The following is a 19,894-nucleotide window of genomic DNA, read 5'->3' as shown; positions in this document are numbered from 1 at the left end:
GCCTCAGCCCTTCGCGGCACGCCAGGCTTCGGCCAGCCGCCGGAACCCGGCCACATCCACCGTTTCTGCCCTTGCTCCCGGATCGATGCCGGCCGCGGTCAGCAGGTCTTCTGCGCTGGCGCCTGTCTGTCCGGCGGCCTGGGCGAGGCTGCGGCGCAGCGTCTTGCGGCGCTGGCCGAAGGCGGAAGCGGTGACGATGCCCAGCGCCTCGACATCGGCGAAGCGTTTGTCGTCCGGCAGCGGATCCAGCACCACGACAGCGCTGTCGACCTTGGGCGGCGGGGTGAAGGCCCGGGCCGGCACTTTCAGCCCCATACGCACCTCACAGCGCGCCTGGGAGATCACGGCGAGGCGGCCATAGGCCTTCGTGCCCGGCGCCGCGACGACACGGTCGGCGACCTCGCGCTGGAACATCAGCACGGCGCGCGACCACCACACCGGCTCCGCTTCGAGCCATTTGATCAGCAACAGCGTGCCGACATTGTAGGGCAGGTTGGACAGGATGATCCGCGCGCCGTCGCGCGGCAGGCTGGCGTCCTCGTCGACCTTGAGCGCGTCCGCCTCGATGATGTCGAGACGGCCGCCGCTGGCCGTACCGATCTCGCCCAGCGCGCCCAGGAAGCGGCTGTCCTTCTCGATCACGGTCAGGGTTTTCGCACCCGCGGCCAGGATGGCGCGGGTCAGCCCGCCCGGCCCGGGACCGATCTCGACGGCATGGGCTGCCGACATGTCGCCGGCCAGGCTGGCGATCTTGCCGGTCAGGTTGAGGTCGAGCAGGAAGTGCTGGCCGAACGCCTTGTTGGCGCCCAGGCCATGGGCAGCGATGACATCGCGCAGCGGGGGCAGGGCGTCGAGGCTCATCCGCGGTGCTCTGCAATCTCTGCGGCCTGGCGGATCGCCGCGATCAGGCTGTCGGGCCGCGCCACGCCCTGACCGGCAATCGCGAAGGCGGTGCCGTGATCCGGCGAGGTCCGCACGATCGGCAGGCCCAGCGTGATGTTCACCCCGCCATGGAAGTCCAGCGTTTTCACCGGGATCAGGCCCTGATCGTGATAGAGGCAGACCGCGGCATCATATTGTGCGCGGGCCTCGGCATGGAACATCGTGTCGGGCGGCAGGGCGTCGGTGATGTCGATCCCCTGGGCGCGCAGGGCGGCCGCTGCGGGATTGACGATCTCGATCTCCTCGCGGCCCAGCGCCCCGCCTTCGCCTGCATGCGGATTGAGGCCCGCGAGGGCCAGCCGCGGCGCGGCAATCCCGAAATCGTGGATGAGGGCGTGATGGGTCAGGCGGGCAATCCCGGCGATCCGCTCGGCCGTCAGGGCTTCGAGGGCGTCGCGCAGGGAGAGGTGGATGGTCGCCAGAACCACGCGAAGTCCGCCGCCGGACAGCATCATGGCGGGGCCGCGCGGGCCCTCGACGGGAGCCTCGGCGGTCAGCTCGGCGAGATATTCGGTGTGACCGGGAAAGCTGAAGCCGGCGTCGTAGAGCACGGCCTTGGAGATGGGCGCGGTCACCAGGGCCGAGGCCTTGCCGTCGCGGCACAGGGCTACGCCGGTCTCGATTGCGGACGTGACCGCGCGCGCATGCGCTGCATCGGGCTGGCCGGGCGTGACCGGTGCGGAACAGGTGTGCGGCGTGGCGAGAACGGCGAGACGGTCGCCGGGAAGCTGTGCGTCCGGAGCGTCGATAACGGCCGGCCCCGGAAGGCCGAGCCGGGCGGCGGTGCTTGCGAAAACGCCAGGGTCTCCAAGGGCGAGCAGCGGAATGGATGTACCCAGCTCGGCCCGGGCCTTCAGGATGATCTCGGGGCCGATCCCGGCCGGATCACCCATCGAAACGACGATGGGTGAGCGCGGTGTCATCACTCGCGGATCTCGATGGTCGCGTCGCGGCGCAGATCGCGCAGCCAGCGGCGCGAGAGCAGCGACAATTGCTGGCCGCGCAGCTGCGACTCGACATCGTCGCGGCTGGGGACGCCGGGGCCGGTGATGGAGCGGTCGCAGACGATCAGCGCTGTCAGGCCGGCCGGCGTATCGAGCACGCCGGTGTTTTCGCCGGCATCGAGCGGTTCGAGCGCCAGACGGATCTCGTCGCGCATGGCGTCCGCACCGATGCTGCCGAGGGGCGTGTGGATGGCACCGTCGAAACGGTCGGCCACAGCCTGGCTGGCGTCACACTGCGGATTGTCGGACAAGGCCCGTTGCAGGCGGCTGCGCGTATCGTCCTGGGTGGCGCTTTGCGGGATCGTGATCTGTACGAGATCGTATTGCAGGGAGGTCGTGCCGTCGCGCACGGAGACCAGCGCAATGACCATGAAACCACCGGGAACCTGGACCGGATTGGACAGGGCACCACGGCCGCCGGACTGCTCGAACTGCCGGCGCATCTGCGGCATGATCGCGGCGACTTCCGGCTGCAGTTCGGACAGGGCAACCCAGCCGATCTCGCCACTGGCCGCGGCCGAGCTCGCATCGGAAAACTGCCGCGCCAGTTCCGGGAAGGACGCGCCCTGCTGCAGCTGGTTCATGACTGCGATCACGCGCTGCAGCGTGGCCTGCTCCTGACCGGGGCGGCGTACTTCGAAGAACATCTCGTAGATGTAGAATTGCGGCTGGGAGGCGCTGGCGACCAGACGGTCCAGTGCCAGCTCGATCTGCTGTTCGGAAATCCGGATACGCGAGCCGTAACGGCCATTGACCAGGATCTGCCACGCGATTTCCGCCTCGATCTGGCTGCGCAGGGTCGAGGCATCGATGCCCGAGCTTTCCAGATCCGCCAGGATCTCGTCGATGGTCGCATTGTTGCGGCTGGCGAGGTCGAGAAGGGCGTTGTTGATCTCCGCGTCCTCGATCTCGATTTCATATTCCCGGGCCGCCTGCATCTGCAGGTGCTCGTCGACCAGGCCGCGCAGGGCCTCGTCCTGAACCCGCGCCAGCGTCTGCTCGTCGATCTGTGACATGCGGGAGGTCGAGATGATCAGACGCATCCGGTTGCGCACATCGACCGTGGTGATCGGTTCGTCATTGACGAGCGCGGCTACGCCCTCCGTCGTCGACTGGGCGTGTGCACCACCGGCAAGCACCATGGCGGGCAATACCGTCAGGGCGGCAAACAGGGCGAAGACGAAGTTCTTGGCGGTCATAAGCAATCGCATTTCGGTTCGGCGCGGAACATTACTCAAACTCGGCAGGGGCGCAATCACGGGACACCGTTACTGTTCGGGATCCAGACTGCCAAGGGTGAAGAGGGTAATCCGGAACTGGATCGATTCCGAGGGGCCCAGGCTCTGGATGCCCAGATCCTCGCGCTGATAGACAATCTCGAACTGGGTACACTCGTCGCGATACATGAAGCCCGTCTCCTGGCGGCGCGACAGATCGCGGTCGATATCGCGGGTCACACGCGCCACCGCACTCCAGCGGTCGGTCATGCGCACGAGCAGATCGGCACGCAGTTCACGCTGCGGCCCTCGAATGGCGGCATCGTCGCTGGTGTCCAGATAACCCAGCATGGCCCTGAACCGGTCGCCGCGATAGAATGCCGCCGCCTGCAGCGTGTTGACGTCATAGTCTTCGGTGTCGAGGCGGGTCTGGATCTCGGCGGAGAACTGGGCGATGTCGATCTCGCCGGCAACGACATAGTCGGAACTCTCTTCGAACAGCCCGCTGGTCGCGCCGAAGGATGCGTCGCCCTCTAAGCGCTCGCTGCGGCCCACAAAAGCGCGGAAACGGCCCGTCTCGCCCCAGAAGGCCGTGGCGCGCAGGCCGTAATTGGCTCGTGTGCCTTCTTCCCAGATGTCATAGCCGGACGCCCGGACCGGCTCGAACAGCATGCTCTCGTCCAGATCGGTCGAGAGCGTGTCCTCATTGAGAATGCGGTCCCGCTCCGGGTCATCAGTCGCCGCGACCAGCGACAGGACCGGTTCGATCACCCAATCGGTCTGTTCGCCGGGACGATAGAATGGCCAGCTGAATTCTGTACCCACCAGGCCCAGCGCACGCGTGAAACTGTCGGTGTCGTCCTGGCCTGCCTGCACGGGCAGGTCGGCGAGATTGTAATAGTCCACACGGCCCAGCGCGAAGGGCTCGACCACCACGCCACCGGGCGCGATCCAGCGCGTCCGCCAGTCGGCCGTCGCGCTGGCGCGGGTATAGTCTGAACCCAACTCGCGGGTCAGGTGCGTCGCATTGCCATTGAGCGAGACACGGCCCCAGCCATCCGGTGCATCGACGATCTGCGTCACATCGATCTGCGGCGCCAGATGAGGCAAGGTGTCGTCGTTTACAACGGTCTGCAGCGACTGGTAGGTCGCCGCCAGCACCGACCCGTAGCGGTGCCGGGTCCGGTTTTCCACAAAGAGCTGGCTGACCAGCTGCCGGTTCACCGCCCCGATCGGCTGGCCGAGATCCTTGGCGCGTTCGGAAAAATCATAGCGGCGCAGGTGAAGATCGTCGGAGGCACGCTGGATGCCGAAACCCCAGCGCCAGTCCTCGTTGATCTCGAAACGGCCGCCGCCGAACACATGCCAGCGCCACTCCTCTTCGCCGAAGCGTTCGCCGTCACTGTCGATTTCCGCTTCACGCGTCACGCTGGCTTCGAACTCGGTAAAGCCCGACCAGAAGCGCTTGCGATACTCGGTGTAGAGCAGCGGGTTCACATTCGTCATCACGCGCGGGGCGATGACGATGTCCTGCGACGGGGACAGCGACCAGTAATAGGGCTGCTGGTAGACGAAGCCGAGGCGCGAAGAGACGCCGATCTTCGGGAAAAGGAAGCCCGAGCGCCGCTCCGACGACGGATCCGCATGGGCAAAGACCGGGGCGTAGAGCACCGGCACGCCCAGAATTTCCAGCCGCGCATCGCGGTAGTAGATCATCTGCTCTTCGGCATTCTGGTGCACCTCGCGGGCCCGCAGGCGCCAGGTCGGATTGCCTTCGCCGTTCTCGCACAGCTCGCACGCCGTGTAGTAGGCGTCGCGCAGCGTCATCGAGGCATTCTCGTCGCGGATCGCCGAGGCGGCCGCCACGCGGCCATTGCGCTCCAGCCTGGATGCAAAGCCCAGCGCGATACCCGAGGACAGGGCCGAATCGAGCTCGACCTCGTCGGCATATTGCGGGTAGGGGCCCTGGCCGATGATCACGACATGACCGCGGGCGATCACGCGATTGCTTTGCGGATGATATTCCAGCTCGTCCGCCATCAGCGTGCGGTCCTGCTGGCGCACGCGCACATTGCCGCGCGCGACGTAGCCGCCCTCGGCGAGATCGTCGATCCGGTCGGCTTCCAGGTAGATGGGCGGGTCCGACGGTTCCGGCGTCTGCGCCAGCGCCTGGGCAGGAGCTGCCATCGCCAGCGCCGTCGTGCTCAACAAAACTGCCGCGAGGCGGCGAACCTGTGACGCCATGCGCGTCATCCCCTTGATCTGTCCCGAACCCCGGCCGAACGGATCGAACCTGACTAGCCGAACCCGCCGCCCGCGTCCATGCCGTCAGCCGTCTTCGGTCGACGCGATATAGGTCAGCGCCATCAGCGCGGTGATCGCCGGTGCGGCCCAGGCGGCCGTCAGCGGTGGCAGGGCGCCCGTCGCCCCGAAGGAGCTGAGGACTTCCTGGAAGAAGAACATCACGAAACCGGCCAGCCCGCCGACCAGCGCAAAGGCGGCCGCTCCGCCCAGCCGGTGCAGGCGCAGGGTCGCGGCGGCGGCGATCAGCGTTGCCGCCAGCAGCGTCAGGGGCAGGGCCAGCAGGCCGTGCCAGCGCAGCTCGTAGCGTGCGGTCGCCAGACCGGCATCGCGGGCGGTGGCGATCAGGCCCGGCAGATCCCAGAAGGACACGCCCTGCGGCGAGCGCGCGCGTTCGAACAGGGCCTGCCGGTTGATCTGGGTCGGCAGGGTGATCATGCCCAGTTCCAGCGCGCTTTCATTGGGAATGCGCTCGATGGCATCGGTCACTTCCCAGAAACCGTCCATCAGCTGCGCGGTCGCCCCGTCGATCCGGCGCTCCAGGCCGGGCACGCCCTCATCGCTCAGCGAGAAGTGATAGAAGGTCGGGCGCCGCACTTCCTGGCGGTTCTCCTCCAGTGCCATGGCCGAGATCACCGTGAAGCCGTCAGCCGTGGTCTCGCGCAGCCAGACCGGCTCTTCCACACCCGGCGTCTGGCGCACATTCATCAGCGCGTCGCGGCGGCGCTGGAATTCGGCATTGCCGGCGGCGGCCAGCGGGTTGAGCGCGGTCGCGCCGATCACGCCGGCCACGACGGCGAACAGCATCGGCGCCGTCAGGATCCGCCAGGCCGACATGCCCGAGGCGCGCATCACGATCAGTTCGGAGCGGCGGTTCAGGCGGAACAGCGAGGTCAGGATGCCGAACAGGAAGATGAAGGGCAGGGTGGTTTCCAGCAGCAGCGGCGTCTTCAAGAGGGTCAGGCCGAGAAGGTCGAGCGTCGACACATCGACCCGCGTGCCGATGGCGCGCGACTGTTCGACGAAATCGACCAGCACGATCACCGTGGTGATGGTCAGCAGCGCCAGGCCCAGCCCGCTCAGCGTCTGGGTCAGCATGTAGCGATTGAGGCGGCCGCCGATCATGCCGTCACCTCCGCACCCGCGAGCGGGGCCGTCTCGGCGGGCGGGGTCTTGGGGCGCCGGCGGGCGGGCCAGTAGATCACGGCCAGTGCGCCGGCGATGCCCGCCAGCGGAATGATGTACTGCATGGCATTCATCGCGCTGTCGTCGGCACTGGCCGACTGCACGCCGAAGCCGATCAGGCGCATCGTCATGCCGGCGGCCACGGCGATCATCACGCGGCGCGAATGGCCCATGCGCGAGTGGTCGCCGGCCAGGAAGGCGGCCGCGGCGATCAGCGCGAAGGCGATGTTGTAGAGCGGCGCGGAGAGGCGGTAGTGCGCCTCGGCCCAGGCCCGTTCGGGACCGCCGGTGCGCGCGATCGTGCCGGCATCGGGCCAGATCAGCTCGTGCAGGAAGCGGTCGCTTTCCTTGAAGAACATGGCGTCGACCGGGCCGATGAACTCGCCCAGATCGAATTCGGTGCGGTCGAAGGAGCCGTAGAACAGCTCGCCGGCCTCGTCGATCTGCTGGCGATTGCCGTCGATCAGCACCATCACCGAGCGGTCGTCGGTGCGCACGACGACGCCTTCGCGCGCTGTCAGCGTGGACTGTTCCTCGCCGCGGGTATCGTCGATCAGGATGTCCTGCATGCGGCCGGACCGGTCGCGGTCGCGGGCATAGATGGTCACGCCGTCGCCCAGCTGGGTGAAGGCGCCGGGCGTGATCAGGCTGGCGGCGACGTCCGAGCGCAGCTCGTGCAGCGAGCGGCGCATCTCGCGATAGGAAACCGGCTGGACGAAGAGATTGATGGCGAGATTGGCGATCATCACATAGACCGCCAGGCGCAGCACCGGCGTGATCATGCCGAACCGGCCGAGACCCGAGGCCTGCGTCACCACCAGCTCGCTGTCGCCGGACAGCCGGTTCAGCGTCGACAGGACGGCGACGAACAGTGCGAGCGGGACCAGAAGGGCGGTCAGATGCGGCAGCGCCAGCAGCGTGATCTTGATGAAGGTCAGTGCAGTTTCCGAATAGCCGGAGACCAGATCGACATTCGACAGCGACTGCGTCAGCAGCGCCAGTGCAGCGAAGGCCCCGACCGCGGTCAGGAAGGGCCAGAGCAATTGCTTGAAGAAATACCGCTGAACGAGAATCATGATCCGGCTTGTGCTGCGCGATCCGCCTTCTATCTCACGTCGTGATCGGATACCACTTCCGCGACATATGTTTTTGCGCCCGGATGACATGTCCGGGCCTTCGCCACACCGGAGAGGGAAGCCATGAAAATCGAATTCGCCGCTGCCGCCAGCACGTCCGGAGCGATCGCCGTGCCGGTCTATGAGGGTGCGAGCCTGTCGGCTGCAGCCGAGACGCTGGACGGGGCGACTTCGGGCGCCGTGAAGCGGGCCGTGGCGGCTTCGCGCTTCTCCGGCAAGCCGGGCCAGACGCTTGAAATCGTGGCGCCGTCGGGTGTCGAGAACAGCCGCATCGTGCTGTTCGGCCTGGGCGAGAAGGACAAGCGCTCGGCCTCGACGCTGGAAAAGGCCGGTGCGGCCGTCACCAAGCTGCTGCTGACCAGCGGCGAGACCGATGTCGCCGTCGCGCTCAATGGCGAGACCGATGCGGAAGGCGCGGCCCGCGCCGCGCTCGGTGCGCGTCTGGCCGCCTATCGCTACGACCAGTTCCGCACCAGGCTGAAGGACGATCAGAAGCCCTCGCTGGAGACCGTCTCCATCGTCGTCGACGACACGTCTGCGGCTGACGCGGAATGGGCGAGCTGGGGGGCTGTGGCCGACGGGGTCGACCTGGCGCGCGACGTCACCAACCTGCCGCCGAACGTGCTGAACCCGGAAACCTACGCCAAGAAGATCGAGGGCCTGGCCGAATTCGGCCTGGAGATCGAGATTCTCGACGAGGTCCACATGACCGAGCTGGGCATGGGCGCGCTTCTGGGTGTCGGCCAGGGCTCCGAATTCGAGAGCAAGATCGCCATCATGAAATGGAATGGCGGCAAGGAGGGCGACGCACCGCTGCTCTTCGTCGGCAAGGGCCTGACCTTCGACAGTGGCGGTATCTCGCTGAAGCCGGGTGCCGGCATGGACGAGATGCGCGGCGATATGGGCGGTTCGGCCGCGGTGGTCGGCCTGATGCGCGCCCTCGCCGGCCGCAAGGCCAACGTCAATGCCATCGGCATTGTCGGCCTGGTCGAGAACATGCCCGACGGCAATGCCCAGCGCCCGGGCGACATCGTCACCTCCATGTCCGGCCAGACGATCGAGATCCTCAATACCGACGCGGAAGGCCGTCTCGTGCTGGCCGATGTGCTCTGGTACTCCCAGGACCGGTTCAAGCCGAAGCTGATCATCGACCTTGCGACCCTGACCGGCGCCATGCTGATCGCGCTGGGCAATACCCGCGCCGGCATTTTCACCAATTCCGACGAGATCGCCGATCACCTGTTCAAGGCGGGCAATGACAGCGACGAGCCGGTGTGGCGGATGCCGCTGGGTCCGGATTATGAAAAGCACATCGAGACCAAGAATGCCGATATCAGGAATGTCGGCGAGGGGCGCCTGGCCGGCTCGATCTCGGCCGCGGAATTCCTCAAATGCTTCGTCAATGACCGTCCGTGGTGCCATATCGACATCGCCGGCACGGCGATGGGCGGCATGAGCCCGAAGGACGATCCGCGCCAGCCGAGCTGGGGCACCGGCTGGGGCGTGCGCATTCTCGACCGCTTCGTGCGCGACAATCACGAGGGCTGAGGCCCGGCTTTCATGTCATCCCGGATGGATGCCCGGCCTTGTGCCGGGCGGAAGTCCGGGACCTATACGCCCGCACTTTGACCAGCTGACGCCGGCAGCGGAGCCACGCTTTCCCACGTCCGGCGGTTATGGGTCCCGGCCCTGCGGCCCGCCTGTGCGGGCCAGAAGCTTGCGCCCGCGTAGGCGGGGGGGCGGGATGACACCGGCATTGTTATACTGTCCACTGGACCCGGGTTCAGATGCAGGAGAGGGCGATGAGCGGCGAACTCTGGTTCTACCATCTGGAACGTTCCGCCCTGGAAGACGTTCTTCCCGAACTGCTGGAAAAGACCCTGGCGCGGGGCTGGCGGGCGCTGGTGCGTTCGCCGGACGCGCGGCGTCTGGAAGCCCTGGACCAGTGGCTGTGGAGCTGGCGCGACGACAGTTTCACGCCGCACGGCCAGGCGGGGGCGGGGCAGGAGGCGCGACAGCCCATCCTGCTGGCCGGGGACGAAGCCAATCCCAACGGCGCCCAGTGCCTTTTCCTGCTCGACGGCGCCGAACCGGAAAATCCGGACGGGTTCGAACGCATGATTGTCATGTTCGACGGGCATGACGAGGCCTCGGTCCAGGATGCCCGCGCACTCTGGAAGAAGGCGGCCGCCGACGGACGCACCGTGTCCTACTGGCGCCAGTCGCCCGAGGGCAGATGGGAGAAGAAGGCATGAAACACGCAGTCCTCGCCGCGCTCGCCGCTCTGGCCGTTACCGCCTGTTCCAGCGGGGGCAGCGGGATGGGGCCGTCCGGCCCGGCCCTGCCGCCGCCGGATATGGATGGGGACATGGACGGCGATATCGCCGCGCCGGACACCAGCCCCTGCGGGGCCACGCAGATGGGCTATCTCGTCGGCCAGCAGGTCGGGGAGGTCGATCTGGACAGCCTGTCCGGCAATATCCGCCTGATTTATCCCGACACCGCCATCACCGAGGACTACCGCCCGTCGCGCCTGAACCTTGACCTGGCCGAATCGGGCGTCATTCTACGGCCCTGGTGTGGCTGACCCGGTCGAGTAGCGTGCGATGAAAACCCGTCTTTCCCTGCTGATTGCCTGTTTCCTGGCGGGCTGTGCCCTGACAACGCGCGGCGGTGAAACACCGGCCCCCGCACCCTATCCCGAGATCGCCGGCAACCCGTCCGCAGACGCTGGCAATGCCGCGCCGGCCCTGCCGCCGCTGGAAGATGCCGGCGATGTCGACGCCAATCCCGTGCGCCCGCCGATCACCGGCGATTGCGGCATGGAAGACCTGCAGCATTTCGTCGGCGAACCGCGGGTCAATGTCCCGCGCAATGCCATGCCGGAAAACTACCGCGTCGTCGGCCCGGACACGCCGGTGACGATGGACTACCGCCCCGACCGGCTGACCATCCGCGTCAACGAGAACGACATCGTCGAAAGCATGGCCTGCGGCTGATCCCAATCGTTCAGGATATACCGCAGGGCCGTCTGCGGATTTCAGGCGGCCGTGTCGAAAGGCACGATATCGCGCTGGATCGTGTCACCGGCCTCGACCTGTGCCGCGGACAGATCGCGCAGCGCCTGCAGATTCATCCAGTATTGCGGCGTGGTGCCGAAAAAGCGGGCCAGCCGCAGAGCCATGTCTGCATCGCAGCGCGCGCCTTCCAGCAACCGCTGCAGGCGGGACCGGCCGACATGCAGCCGTTTGGCGAGGGTCGGGGCCTTGAGGCCCATCTCCGACATGAAGTCCTGCAGATGTTCGCCGACGGACGAGGTCTGGCGGGTGAATACGGTCTGCTTCATCTCGAGCCCTCCATATTGGCCGCTGAGCCGGTAACCGGTGCATCGTCAAGCGGAATGTATCGATGATCGGTACATCCGCGTCCACCCATGCGGGAAGGACGCCGGCCTCGAGGCCTCCGGCTCTTACGGATGAAACAGGTGGTGCACCCGTGTGGCCTGCCAGTTGGCGATGGGCAGGGTGAGGGCGGCGAGTTCGTGGGCGATGTCGCGGGCGGTTTCCAGCGCATCGTCGCGCGTGATCTCGACATCGTCGAATTCCGGCGGCTCATGACTGTCCGGATCGGCCGGGGCCAGCGCATCGACATGCATCACTTCGGGCGCATGGGTGGGCACTTCCTGACGGAAATCGCCGCCGCGCGGATGCGTGCGGGCGCGCATCCTGCGCACCTGGGCCAGCGAGATCGGGGCCGCAACCGGCGGATCGATCTTCATGCCGCACCGCCCGCCCGGCACACGCCGCCCCGTCCGCACACGCGGACCGGTTCACCGTTCACAGGGCTCGACAGGCAGTCGGCAGGCATGTCTCCAGGCACCTCGGCTGATTTCGGGTAATATTGTATAAACCGACTCTTAAGGATTGATTAACCGGATAGGCGCTTGGCGCAACAAGGGGTTAGTGTGCGAGCACTACTCTGCCTGCGCGGTTTCCAGCGCTTCGGCGGCTTCCAGCCAGTTGAGTTCGGCGGTGTCGAGGAGGTCGACGGCCTTGGCGCGCTTGATCTGGAGGTCGGTGGCGGTCCTGGGGTCTTTTTCGTAGAGGCCGGGGGCGGCGAGGCCCTTGTCGATGATCTCGATGACGCCGCGCAGGCGTTCGGCTTCCTTTTCCCAGCGGGCGGCTGCGGCCTTCAGCGGTTTCAGCGTCTCGCGCAGCGAGGCCTTGTCGCGGCGGCGCTGCGACTTCTCGTCGGCCGGCGCAGGCTTCTTGCCGCGGGCGTCGCGGGCGACCCGGCCCAGCAGGGACTGGCGATAGGTCTCGATATCGTCGTCATAGGGCGTCACCGTGCCGTCGCCGACCACCCAGAGCCGGTCGACGCAGCTTTCGATGATGTGGCGGTCGTGGGTGATCAGCACCACCGCGCCCTCATAGGCATTGATGGCGTTGATCAGCTCGGCGCGGCTGTCCATGTCGAGGTGGTTGGTCGGCTCGTCGAGGATGAGCAGGTGCGGGCCGCCGAAGGTGATCAGGTTGAACAGGAGGCGCGCCTTCTCGCCGCCGGAGAGGTTCTTTGCCGGCGTTTCCTGGCGGTCGCCGGGCAGGCCGAACCGGGCCAGGCGCGCGCGGCGCTGGGCCTCGGTGGCGTCCTCCATCAGCTCGATCACGTGCTGGTAGGCCGACATGTCCGGCGACAGATCGTCGATCTGGTGCTGGGCGAAGAAGGCGATCTCCAGCTTCTTGTGCTTGCGCAGATGGCCCGAGAGCGGTTCCAGCCGGTCATTGAGCAGTTTGGCCAGGGTCGACTTGCCCGCGCCATTGCGGCCGAGAATGCCTATCCGGTCCTCGGTGTCGATATTCAGGCTGATATCGCGCAGCACCGGCTTGCCCGGCTCGTAGCCCACCGACACGTCCAGCATGCGCACGATGGGCGGCGCCATGCGGCGCTGCGGATTGGGAAAGTCGAAGGGGGCGACCGGGTCTTCCACCTGGGTGGCGACAACCTGCATCTTCTCCAGCCGTTTCACCCGCGACTGGGCCTGTTTCGCCTTCGAGGCCTTGGCCTTGAACCGGTCGACAAAGCTTTGCAGGTGGCGGCGCTCGGCCTCCTGCTTTTCCACCAGCTTCATCTGCAGGCGCTGTTTCTCGGCCAGCGCCTTTTCGAAATCGTCATAGCCGCCTTCATAGACGGACAGCTTGCCCTGTTTCAGGTGAGCGATCTTCTGCATCGCGCCGTTCAGGAGGTCGCGGTCGTGCGAGATCACCAGGGCGGCGCCGGGGAAGGTTTTCAGATAGCTCTGCAGCCACATCACGCCTTCCAGGTCGAGATAGTTGGTCGGTTCGTCGAGCAGCAGGAGGTCGGGTCGCGCGAACAGGGTCGCCGCCAGCGCGACGCGCATGCGCCAGCCGCCGGAGAATTCGCGGCAGGGGCGCTGCTGTTCCTCGCCGGTAAAGCCCAGCCCCGACAGGATCGAGCCGGCGCGGGCCTCCGCCGTGTGCGACTCGATATCGGCCAGCCGTGTCTGGATCTCGGCGATCCGGTCGGGATCCGTCGCGGTTTCCGCTTCGGCGAGCAGGGCGGCGCGCTCGCTATCGGCGGCCAGCACCACATCCATCAGGGTCTCGTCGCCACCGGGCGCTTCCTGGGCGACCGAGCCGACGCGCACGCCTTTTTGCACACGCACATCGCCGCTTTCCGCAACGGCTTCGCCGCGGATCAGCCGGAACAGGGTCGACTTGCCGGTGCCGTTCCGCCCCACCAGACCCATCTTGGCCTTGGCCGGCAGGAAGAGCGTCGCCTGGTCGAACAGCATCCGGCCTTCGATGCGGTAGGTGAGATCATTGATGTGCAACATGGGAAGGCCGTTAGCGCGGAGCGGCGAACCGATCAATCCGGAAAGGCTGATGGGGAAACCAGCAGACCGGTTTCCCCGGATTTATTCCGGGGTCTGGCGGCATTTCAAGGTCAGACTCCTCCAGGCCCCGGCACAGGGCCGGGGAAAAGAGAAAGTTGGGAAAACCGCTTCACCGCACCCCTTGCTGGAATGTCCCTGCCGCGCGGCTTGTGGCTGGGCGCAAGCGCCGCTATAAGCCGCGCGAATCCCAGAGGCCGGTTTGCCCGGACAGTCACAAAAAGTCTTCGAGGACCTTTCCCATGGCGCTGCAACGCACCTTCTCCATCATCAAGCCCGACGCCACCAAGCGTAACCTGACCGGCAAGATCATCGCCAAGTTCGAGGAGGCCGGCCTGCGCGTCGTCGCGTCCAAGCGCATCCACATGACCCGCGAGCAGGCCGAAGGCTTCTACGCGGTGCACAAGGAGCGTCCCTTCTTCGGTGAACTGGTCGACTTCATGATCTCCGAACCGGTCGTCGTGCAGGTGCTGGAGGGCGAAGACGCCATTGCCAAGAACCGCGAAGTGATGGGCGCCACCAATCCGGCCGAAGCTGCCGAAGGCACCATCCGCAAGGAATTCGCCCTGTCGATCGGCGAAAACTCCGTGCACGGTTCCGACGCGCCGGAAACAGCTGCCGAAGAGATCAAGTTCTTCTTCTCCGACGACGAGATCGTCGGCTAAGCCGGACTTGCCATTCCCGACTGCAGGACAGGGCCCGGCGCGATCGCCGGGCCCTTTCTTTTTGCGCACCGCTTTTTGTCCCTGCGGCATTGATCCTGTGCGTTCCGCCCCCTACCTGCGCTGCACGTCGCGCGGGGAAGCTTCATGGACATGGCCCTCTATCTCAGCCTGGTCGGCTTTGTCGTCGCCATGTCGGCCACGCCGGGCCCCAACAATCTCATGCTGATGTCCTCCTCGGCGCTGTTCGGCGTGCGCCGCACCGTGCCGCATTTCCTGGGCGTGCAGATCGGCTTCAACCTGTTGCTGGTCGCGGCCGTGTTCGGCCTGGGCACACTCGTGGCCCGCTATCCGGTGGCGCTGGATGTGGTGAAGGTGGGCGGATCGCTGTGGCTGGCCTGGATGGCCTTCGCCTTCGTGCGGGCCGGGCTGGCGCGTCCGGCCGAACCGGGCGACGCCAAGGCGCCCAAGCGCCGCTCGCGGCCCTTCCGCACCTGGGAGGCGGCGCTCTTCCAGTGGATCAATCCGAAGGCGCTCCTGATGTCCATCTCGACGGCCGGCGCCTATATCGCCCTGGCCGACACGGCCGGCGAGCGGGCCATGCTGTTCATGGCGACCTTCCTGCTCTTCGGTGCGCCCTGCGGGCTGATGTGGCTGCTGGCGGGCGGCGTGATCAATCGCTTCCTGACCGATCGCCGCCACGCCCGCATCCTCAATTTCGCGATCGCGCTTCTCCTGCTCGCCACGATCGCCATCATCCTGAAGGGCTAGCCGTCGAGCGCGGTGCGGACATGCGCGACCAGCTGGTCCAGAACGACATCCTCCGGCCCGCGCAGGACGGGAAAGTCGAGGGCGATGTCCGGTGTCACCGGATGTGACTCCGATGCACCGTTTATGCGTACGATATGGGCCTTGGGGTAACCCACTATGATGCCGGTACGGGGCAGGGTGAACTGCTCCATCGCGCCATAGGTGGTGGCCATGTCGGCTGTCGTCTCGCCGGTGATGACACCGAAGCCGTAATCCTGGATCTGCGCCGCCACGGTCACCGCATTGGAGAAGCTGTAGCGGTTGATCAGCACATAGACCTGTCCCTCGAACCGGTCTCCGTCCGGGCGCGGCTGGGCATAGGGCAGGTCGATCTCAACGGTCTCGCCCGGCGCATGGGCCGCAAACAGGTCGGCATAGGTCGCCGACATGCCGCCTTCACCCTCCGGCAGCGTGTCCAGGCGGGCCTGGTTCGCCGCGGTCGTCTCCTCGCTGACCCGTACTGTGAAGCGCGAGGCAAAGCGGAAGGGCCGGTCCGCGATCCAGGCCATGACCCGGTCGGAGAAGGAGTTGTCGCCACCGGGATTGTCGCGCAGATCGAGGATCAGCGCCTCTGCACCGGCTGACCGGAAGTCATTGAAACTGTTGTCGACAAACGCGGCGAAGCCCGTCGTATCCCAGACATTCCCGTCCGGCTCGGTATTGTAGAACGGGCCCGGGCGCAGATAGGCGATATCGCTGCCGATCATGCGCGCCTCGCGGCCATCGAGGCTGAAAGGCTGTTCGCCTTCTTCAGCCGGGGCCAGTGCGTCACCGCTCAGGAAGGGCAGGGTGAGGGTCTCCACCGATCCGTCGGCATGACGCACGTCCAGCGTCGCCTCGGTCATCTCCGGCCATTCCAGCCAGACCAGGCCGCGCAGATAGGTTTCCAGCAAGGTGTGCGCAAAGCGTGGCGTCTCGGCCGACAGGTGCCGGGTGAGGGCCGGGATCCAGACCGTGTTCGGCTGGCCGTTGAAGGCGAGAATCTCGTCGCCCGGCGCCAGGTCTTCAAGGGCTGCCGCCCGTGTCTCCACGAAGACGCGGCCTTCGCGGATCGAGATCGTCAGCGGCAGGACGCGGCCGCCGGCCGCGCGGAAGGCGCCATAGGCCTCCATCGGGAAATCGATACGCGCATGGGCATGACGGGCCAGCGCGGTGAATTCCTGGAACTCCCGGCGGATATCGAGGCGGGTCATCGGCCGGTCGAAACCGGCCCGCATTTCCGCATGCCGCTGGTCGAATACGGCCTGCGGCGTGACGGCAAACAGGTCGAAATGCGCCGCGCGCAAGCCGGCATAAAGCCGGTCGAAATCGGCGCGGACCACGTCGGCCTCATAGACTGTGTCCGGCGTCGGGGCCTGTGCGGCGATCGGTGCCGCGACGGCTGTCATCAGTGCGGTGCAAAGGGTCAGGCTCTTGAGCATCCCGGTCTCCCGTGTCTTCTTTCAGGTGGGGCTGCCCGGACACTGGGGGCGCCGCCTGACAAAAGGCCATGACCCAATCTTCCTGATGGTCTGACCTTTTTCTGACCGGGGCAAGGGGACTGTAAAATCAATGAAGTACGGCAGGGCATTCAAGCTCGGAGACTGGCGTGTCGAACCGCGGGCCGGCCGGATCGCCGGTCCTGGCGGCAGCCAGGATGTCGAGCCGAAAGTGATGGACCTGCTGTGCCTGCTCGCCGAAGCCGAAGGCGATGTGGTGTCGCGCGAGACGATTGCCGAACGCATCTGGCCCGGGGTCACGGTCAATGACGACGCGCTCGGCCGCTGTGTGTGGAAGCTGCGACGGGCGCTGGGCGACCCGGCACGCTCGCCACGCTATGTCGCGACCGTACCCAAGCGCGGCTATCGCCTGCTGGTGCCGGCCGAGCCGGAAACCCTTCCGGCGCCGGTGCGCGCCGTTCCCGCCTGGGTGCGCGGCGTCGTGGGAGCTCTCGTGCTGCTGGCGGCCTTTCCGGTCTTCTGGCTGGTGCGCGACCGTATCGCTCCGCCCGGTGCACCCGCGGATCGTGCTGAAAGCCTGACCGACCGCGCGGACGATTTCTATTACCAGTTCCAGCCCGGCGATAATGACGCCGCCATGCGGCTCTACGAGGCCGCGCTGGCGCTCGAGCCCGACAGTCCGCGTGCGCTCGCCGGGCTGGCCAACACGATCACCCAGCGCGTCATCCGCGCCCGGCCGGACGACTGGCCCGGTGAGGCCGGGCAGTCGCGGATCGGCGCGGCGCTGGCGTCCGGCCAGACACGCGAAACCGCGGCCGCCCGGCAGCTGGAACGGGCTGAAGCTCTCGCGCGGCAGGCCATCGCATCGAACCCCGAATACCCGCTGGGCTACCGGGCGCTGGGCCTGGCCCTGTCGGCACAGGGCGATCTCGACGGCGCGATCGAGGCGCACAACCGCGCCCTGACGCTCGACCCGGATGCCTGGGAAGCCTGGGTCAACCTCTCGGACCTCCACGCTCTCAAGGGCGAGGCCGATCTGGCGCTGACCTATCTGGAACGTGCCTATGATGCGATGAGCCGGGTCTATGACGCGCAGACCGTGCTGATCCGGCCCTGGTACAGCCCGACCGGGCTGAGCATCGCGCGCGGCCATGCCCTGCGTGAGGATCCCGTGACCGCCGAACTCTGGTACCGCCGCGTGCTCTACTGGGACCCCTATAACCGCGCTGCCACCACCGAACTCGCCGCCCTGCTGCGGGAAAACGGCGATCCGGCCGCGGCCGACGCGCTGTGCGCGGAAGGCGCCGCCCGGACGGGTGATCCGGAACTCTGTGCAGGCTCTGAAAACTAGCTGTCCGGTGCCGGTTTCTGGCGCATGGCCTTGGTTTGCGAGCGGCGGGCCTTGGCTTCTTTCTGCTTGCGGATGGAGGAGAGTGACGGGCGGGCCTTCTTGCGCGGCTTGGGCGGGGTGAGGGCGCGTTCGATCAGCACGCGCAAGCGCTCGCGGGCCTCGGCCCGGTTACGGTCCTGGGATCGCTGGTTCTCCGCCCGGATCACGAGGACGCCCTCGCGGGTCATGCGCGAGCCGGCCAGCCGGACAAGCCGCTGCTTCACACCCGGCTCCAGGCTCGAACGGGCGACGTCGAAGCGCAGCTGGACGGCGCTCTCGGTCTTGTTGACGTGCTGGCCGCCCGGGCCCGAGGCGCGCAGGAAGCGCTCCTCGATTTCGCTCTCGTCGATGCTCAGCGTGTCGGTGATGCGCATGGAACCGCTCGCCTCCTTTCCTGCGCCCGTGTTTCGGCGCTGCGCAGAAAAAGGGCAAGTTGAAGAAATGCAATTGCGACACATTCGCAATAATGCTATCCGGAGCTCATGACACACTCCATTGAAATCCCGCCTGCCGCTGCCCGCGCGGCGGCAGGCCAGTCAGCCCCGGATAGCGGGCGTTTCTCGGGCTCGGGTGCCAGGTCCTACGATGCGCGTATCCGGCGTCTCGTGCCGGGCTATTCGGTGCTGCAGGAACTGATCGCACCCGTCCTGGCGGCGCGGATCGGACGCGGCGCTGCCTCCATCCTGCTGAGCGGGGCGGGCACCGGCGCCGAACTGTCCGAACTGGCCTTCCAGTCGACGAAATGGTGTTTCACCGCCGTCGATCCGTCGCCCGACATGCTGGCCATTGCCGGCCGCCGGGCGGAAATGCTGGGCTGTCTGGAACAGGTCGACTTCCGCATCAGCACACTGGGTGAGTACACACCGCTCCACCGGCATGACGCGGCGCTGAGCGTTCTGGTCGCCCACTTCCTGCCCGACACTGGCGAGAAGGCGCGCTATTTTGCCGATCTGGCCGATCGTCTCCGGCCCGGCGCGCCGCTGATCCTGGCCGATCTCGGACTGCTGTTCGAAGACGCAGCGCGTCCGGCTTTCAGCCGCTGGATCGAGTCGGTTGCACCGGACCCGTCGCTTGCGGCACGCACCGTGGAACGCATGGCGGAGGATTTTCACCCGGTCAGCGAGGCGCGTCTGGCAGAGCTGCTCGAAGCTGTCGGCTTCGCCCCGCCGGTCCGCTTCTTCCAGGCGCTCGATATCGCCGGCTATCTGACGCAAAAGCGCTGAGCCCCGGCTCCGTCGTCAGTCGTGCGGGTTCATCAGCAATTCGGCGCCGAATTCGCGGACCTGCAGCCGGACGCGTTCGCCGGCAACCCGGGCCTTGCCGGAGCAGGCGAGGGCGACGCATTGCGGATAGAGCTTGTGCTCGGCTTCCAGCACGCGTGCGGCCAGCGTGTCCGGCGTGTCGCCGGGCAGGACCGGTACGGCGGCCTGGCCGATGATCGGACCGTCATCCATTTCCGGACGCACATAATGCACCGTGCAGCCATGGATGCGCACGCCGGCTTCCAGCGCCCGCTCATGCGTGTGCAGCCCCTTGAAGGCCGGCAGCAGGGAGGGGTGGATATTGATCAGCAGATCGCGCCAGCGCTCGGTGAACCAGGGCGTCAGGATGCGCATGAAGCCGGCCAGGCAGACGATGCGCGGGCCGTACATCTTGAGTGTCGAGTCCAGCGCTTCCTCGAAAGCCGCGCGGCCCTCATAGTCGCGGTGGTCGATGACTTCGGTCGCGATGCCCGCCGCCTCGGCAACGGCCAGACCAGCGGCATCGGGCCGGTTCGAGGCGACCAGCACGATCTCGGCCGGGAAATCCTCGTCCTTCGCCGCATCCAGCAGCGCCTGCATGTTCGATCCGCGCCCGGAAATGAGCACGGCGATCTTGGTCTTCGCCATCGGGATTA

Annotated in this window: 20 protein-coding genes; 8 read left to right on the top strand and 12 right to left on the bottom strand. The window is 66.7% G+C overall.

What is annotated here, in order from left to right; translation table 11 throughout:
* Positions 1 to 3 precede the first annotated feature (3 nt).
* The 6 genes from rsmA to lptF all read right to left on the bottom strand — a co-directional run bounded on the left by rsmA (position 4) and on the right by lptF (position 7,725).
* Positions 4 to 861 (bottom strand): 16S rRNA (adenine(1518)-N(6)/adenine(1519)-N(6))-dimethyltransferase RsmA, encoded by an 858-nt coding sequence (gene rsmA, locus PKE71_RS14465; protein ID WP_271187705.1) that lies wholly within the window; start codon positions 859 to 861, stop codon positions 4 to 6.
* The gene (gene pdxA / locus PKE71_RS14460) at positions 858 to 1,865 is read right to left on the bottom strand and encodes a 4-hydroxythreonine-4-phosphate dehydrogenase PdxA (RefSeq protein ID WP_271187704.1); all 1,008 of its coding nucleotides are present in this window, start codon (positions 1,863 to 1,865) and stop codon (positions 858 to 860) included. The genes rsmA and pdxA overlap by 4 nt, the downstream gene beginning before the upstream one ends.
* Positions 1,865 to 3,145, bottom strand: a complete 1,281-nt coding sequence (locus PKE71_RS14455; protein WP_271187703.1) for a peptidylprolyl isomerase — start codon at positions 3,143 to 3,145, stop codon at positions 1,865 to 1,867. The genes pdxA and PKE71_RS14455 overlap by 1 nt, the downstream gene beginning before the upstream one ends.
* Positions 3,146 to 3,214: 69 nt before the next feature.
* Positions 3,215 to 5,407, bottom strand: coding sequence for an LPS-assembly protein LptD (locus PKE71_RS14450; protein WP_271187702.1), 2,193 nt, complete (start codon positions 5,405 to 5,407; stop codon positions 3,215 to 3,217).
* A gap of 84 nt (positions 5,408 to 5,491) precedes the next feature.
* Positions 5,492 to 6,589, bottom strand: coding sequence for an LptF/LptG family permease (locus tag PKE71_RS14445; RefSeq protein WP_271187701.1), 1,098 nt, complete (start codon positions 6,587 to 6,589; stop codon positions 5,492 to 5,494).
* Positions 6,586 to 7,725: an LPS export ABC transporter permease LptF gene (gene lptF / locus PKE71_RS14440; protein ID WP_271187700.1), complete on the bottom strand. Its 1,140-nt coding sequence runs from the start codon at positions 7,723 to 7,725 to the stop codon at positions 6,586 to 6,588. Before lptF ends, PKE71_RS14445 begins: the two co-directional genes overlap by 4 nt.
* A 123-nt stretch (positions 7,726 to 7,848) precedes the next feature.
* Between lptF and PKE71_RS14435 the strand changes: the two genes are divergently transcribed.
* The 4 genes from PKE71_RS14435 (at position 7,849) to PKE71_RS14420 (ending at position 10,784) form a co-directional block, all read left to right on the top strand.
* Positions 7,849 to 9,333 carry a leucyl aminopeptidase gene (locus PKE71_RS14435; RefSeq protein WP_271187699.1) on the top strand — a complete coding sequence of 495 codons (1,485 nt, stop codon included), beginning with the start codon at positions 7,849 to 7,851 and terminating at the stop codon, positions 9,331 to 9,333.
* Positions 9,334 to 9,587: 254 nt separating this feature from the next.
* Positions 9,588 to 10,040 (top strand): DNA polymerase III subunit chi, encoded by a 453-nt coding sequence (locus tag PKE71_RS14430; protein ID WP_271187698.1) that lies wholly within the window; start codon positions 9,588 to 9,590, stop codon positions 10,038 to 10,040.
* Positions 10,037 to 10,372 (top strand): I78 family peptidase inhibitor, encoded by a 336-nt coding sequence (locus tag PKE71_RS14425; protein WP_271187697.1) that lies wholly within the window; start codon positions 10,037 to 10,039, stop codon positions 10,370 to 10,372. Before PKE71_RS14430 ends, PKE71_RS14425 begins: the two co-directional genes overlap by 4 nt.
* Before the next feature lie 19 nt (positions 10,373 to 10,391).
* Positions 10,392 to 10,784 carry an I78 family peptidase inhibitor gene (locus PKE71_RS14420; protein WP_271187696.1) on the top strand — a complete coding sequence of 131 codons (393 nt, stop codon included), beginning with the start codon at positions 10,392 to 10,394 and terminating at the stop codon, positions 10,782 to 10,784.
* 41 nt (positions 10,785 to 10,825) lie between these two features.
* On the opposite strand, the gene PKE71_RS14415 is transcribed toward PKE71_RS14420, so the two are convergent.
* From PKE71_RS14415 to PKE71_RS14405, 3 genes are all read right to left on the bottom strand, one after another.
* A complete protein-coding gene (locus PKE71_RS14415; protein ID WP_271187695.1) occupies positions 10,826 to 11,131 on the bottom strand; it encodes a HigA family addiction module antitoxin in 306 nt (101 codons plus the stop codon).
* A gap of 123 nt (positions 11,132 to 11,254) precedes the next feature.
* The gene (locus PKE71_RS14410) at positions 11,255 to 11,563 is read right to left on the bottom strand and encodes a hypothetical protein (protein WP_271187694.1); all 309 of its coding nucleotides are present in this window, start codon (positions 11,561 to 11,563) and stop codon (positions 11,255 to 11,257) included.
* Positions 11,564 to 11,758: 195 nt separating this feature from the next.
* Entirely contained in the window at positions 11,759 to 13,639 is a 1,881-nt protein-coding gene (locus PKE71_RS14405) for an ABC-F family ATP-binding cassette domain-containing protein (RefSeq protein WP_271187693.1), read from the bottom strand.
* 299 nt (positions 13,640 to 13,938) lie between these two features.
* Between PKE71_RS14405 and ndk the strand changes: the two genes are divergently transcribed.
* Positions 13,939 to 14,361, top strand: a complete 423-nt coding sequence (gene ndk, locus PKE71_RS14400; protein ID WP_271187692.1) for a nucleoside-diphosphate kinase — start codon at positions 13,939 to 13,941, stop codon at positions 14,359 to 14,361.
* A gap of 144 nt (positions 14,362 to 14,505) precedes the next feature.
* Positions 14,506 to 15,129 carry a LysE family translocator gene (locus PKE71_RS14395; protein WP_271187691.1) on the top strand — a complete coding sequence of 208 codons (624 nt, stop codon included), beginning with the start codon at positions 14,506 to 14,508 and terminating at the stop codon, positions 15,127 to 15,129.
* Here PKE71_RS14395 and PKE71_RS14390 read toward each other — a convergent pair.
* A complete protein-coding gene (locus tag PKE71_RS14390) occupies positions 15,126 to 16,589 on the bottom strand; it encodes a S41 family peptidase (protein WP_271187690.1) in 1,464 nt (487 codons plus the stop codon). The genes PKE71_RS14395 and PKE71_RS14390 overlap by 4 nt on opposite strands.
* A 130-nt stretch (positions 16,590 to 16,719) precedes the next feature.
* Here PKE71_RS14390 and PKE71_RS14385 point away from each other — a divergent pair, with 130 nt between their 5' ends.
* Positions 16,720 to 17,958: a winged helix-turn-helix domain-containing protein gene (locus tag PKE71_RS14385; protein ID WP_271187689.1), complete on the top strand. Its 1,239-nt coding sequence runs from the start codon at positions 16,720 to 16,722 to the stop codon at positions 17,956 to 17,958.
* On the opposite strand, the gene arfB is transcribed toward PKE71_RS14385, so the two are convergent.
* Entirely contained in the window at positions 17,955 to 18,371 is a 417-nt protein-coding gene (arfB, locus tag PKE71_RS14380; protein ID WP_367277642.1) for an alternative ribosome rescue aminoacyl-tRNA hydrolase ArfB, read from the bottom strand. The two genes, PKE71_RS14385 and arfB, sit on opposite strands and share 4 nt — an antisense overlap.
* A 108-nt stretch (positions 18,372 to 18,479) precedes the next feature.
* Here arfB and PKE71_RS14375 point away from each other — a divergent pair, with 108 nt between their 5' ends.
* The gene (locus tag PKE71_RS14375) at positions 18,480 to 19,220 is read left to right on the top strand and encodes a class I SAM-dependent methyltransferase (RefSeq protein WP_271187687.1); all 741 of its coding nucleotides are present in this window, start codon (positions 18,480 to 18,482) and stop codon (positions 19,218 to 19,220) included.
* 15 nt (positions 19,221 to 19,235) lie between these two features.
* Here the strand turns inward: PKE71_RS14375 and purN are convergent, their stop codons facing one another.
* Positions 19,236 to 19,886 (bottom strand): phosphoribosylglycinamide formyltransferase, encoded by a 651-nt coding sequence (gene purN, locus PKE71_RS14370; RefSeq protein ID WP_271187686.1) that lies wholly within the window; start codon positions 19,884 to 19,886, stop codon positions 19,236 to 19,238.
* Positions 19,887 to 19,894 lie beyond the last annotated feature (8 nt).

Source organism: Maricaulis virginensis, from assembly GCF_027922185.1.
Lineage (GTDB): Bacteria > Pseudomonadota > Alphaproteobacteria > Caulobacterales > Maricaulaceae > Maricaulis > Maricaulis virginensis.
The sequence above is the reverse complement of the archived record's forward strand: the minus strand, read 5'-3'. Positions and strand labels throughout refer to the sequence as shown.

Excerpts from the sequence above, each read along its gene's own strand:
- PKE71_RS14410 (WP_271187694.1), bottom strand. The coding sequence starts at position 11,563 with ATGAAGATCGATCCGCCGGTTGCGGCCCCGATCTCGCTGGCCCAGGTG.
- PKE71_RS14390 (WP_271187690.1), bottom strand. The coding sequence starts at position 16,589 with ATGCTCAAGAGCCTGACCCTTTGCACCGCACTGATGACAGCCGTCGCG.
- ndk (WP_271187692.1), top strand. The coding sequence starts at position 13,939 with ATGGCGCTGCAACGCACCTTCTCCATCATCAAGCCCGACGCCACCAAG.
- PKE71_RS14425 (WP_271187697.1), top strand. The coding sequence starts at position 10,037 with ATGAAACACGCAGTCCTCGCCGCGCTCGCCGCTCTGGCCGTTACCGCC.
- PKE71_RS14405 (WP_271187693.1), bottom strand. The coding sequence starts at position 13,639 with ATGTTGCACATCAATGATCTCACCTACCGCATCGAAGGCCGGATGCTG.
- PKE71_RS14435 (WP_271187699.1), top strand. The coding sequence starts at position 7,849 with ATGAAAATCGAATTCGCCGCTGCCGCCAGCACGTCCGGAGCGATCGCC.
- PKE71_RS14420 (WP_271187696.1), top strand. The coding sequence starts at position 10,392 with ATGAAAACCCGTCTTTCCCTGCTGATTGCCTGTTTCCTGGCGGGCTGT.
- lptF (WP_271187700.1), bottom strand. The coding sequence starts at position 7,725 with ATGATTCTCGTTCAGCGGTATTTCTTCAAGCAATTGCTCTGGCCCTTC.
- PKE71_RS14450 (WP_271187702.1), bottom strand. The coding sequence starts at position 5,407 with ATGGCGTCACAGGTTCGCCGCCTCGCGGCAGTTTTGTTGAGCACGACG.
- PKE71_RS14415 (WP_271187695.1), bottom strand. The coding sequence starts at position 11,131 with ATGAAGCAGACCGTATTCACCCGCCAGACCTCGTCCGTCGGCGAACAT.
- pdxA (WP_271187704.1), bottom strand. The coding sequence starts at position 1,865 with ATGACACCGCGCTCACCCATCGTCGTTTCGATGGGTGATCCGGCCGGG.
- PKE71_RS14385 (WP_271187689.1), top strand. The coding sequence starts at position 16,720 with ATGAAGTACGGCAGGGCATTCAAGCTCGGAGACTGGCGTGTCGAACCG.
- PKE71_RS14395 (WP_271187691.1), top strand. The coding sequence starts at position 14,506 with ATGGACATGGCCCTCTATCTCAGCCTGGTCGGCTTTGTCGTCGCCATG.
- rsmA (WP_271187705.1), bottom strand. The coding sequence starts at position 861 with ATGAGCCTCGACGCCCTGCCCCCGCTGCGCGATGTCATCGCTGCCCAT.
- purN (WP_271187686.1), bottom strand. The coding sequence starts at position 19,886 with ATGGCGAAGACCAAGATCGCCGTGCTCATTTCCGGGCGCGGATCGAAC.
- PKE71_RS14375 (WP_271187687.1), top strand. The coding sequence starts at position 18,480 with ATGACACACTCCATTGAAATCCCGCCTGCCGCTGCCCGCGCGGCGGCA.
- PKE71_RS14445 (WP_271187701.1), bottom strand. The coding sequence starts at position 6,589 with ATGATCGGCGGCCGCCTCAATCGCTACATGCTGACCCAGACGCTGAGC.
- PKE71_RS14455 (WP_271187703.1), bottom strand. The coding sequence starts at position 3,145 with ATGACCGCCAAGAACTTCGTCTTCGCCCTGTTTGCCGCCCTGACGGTA.
- arfB (WP_367277642.1), bottom strand. The coding sequence starts at position 18,371 with ATGCGCATCACCGACACGCTGAGCATCGACGAGAGCGAAATCGAGGAG.
- PKE71_RS14430 (WP_271187698.1), top strand. The coding sequence starts at position 9,588 with ATGAGCGGCGAACTCTGGTTCTACCATCTGGAACGTTCCGCCCTGGAA.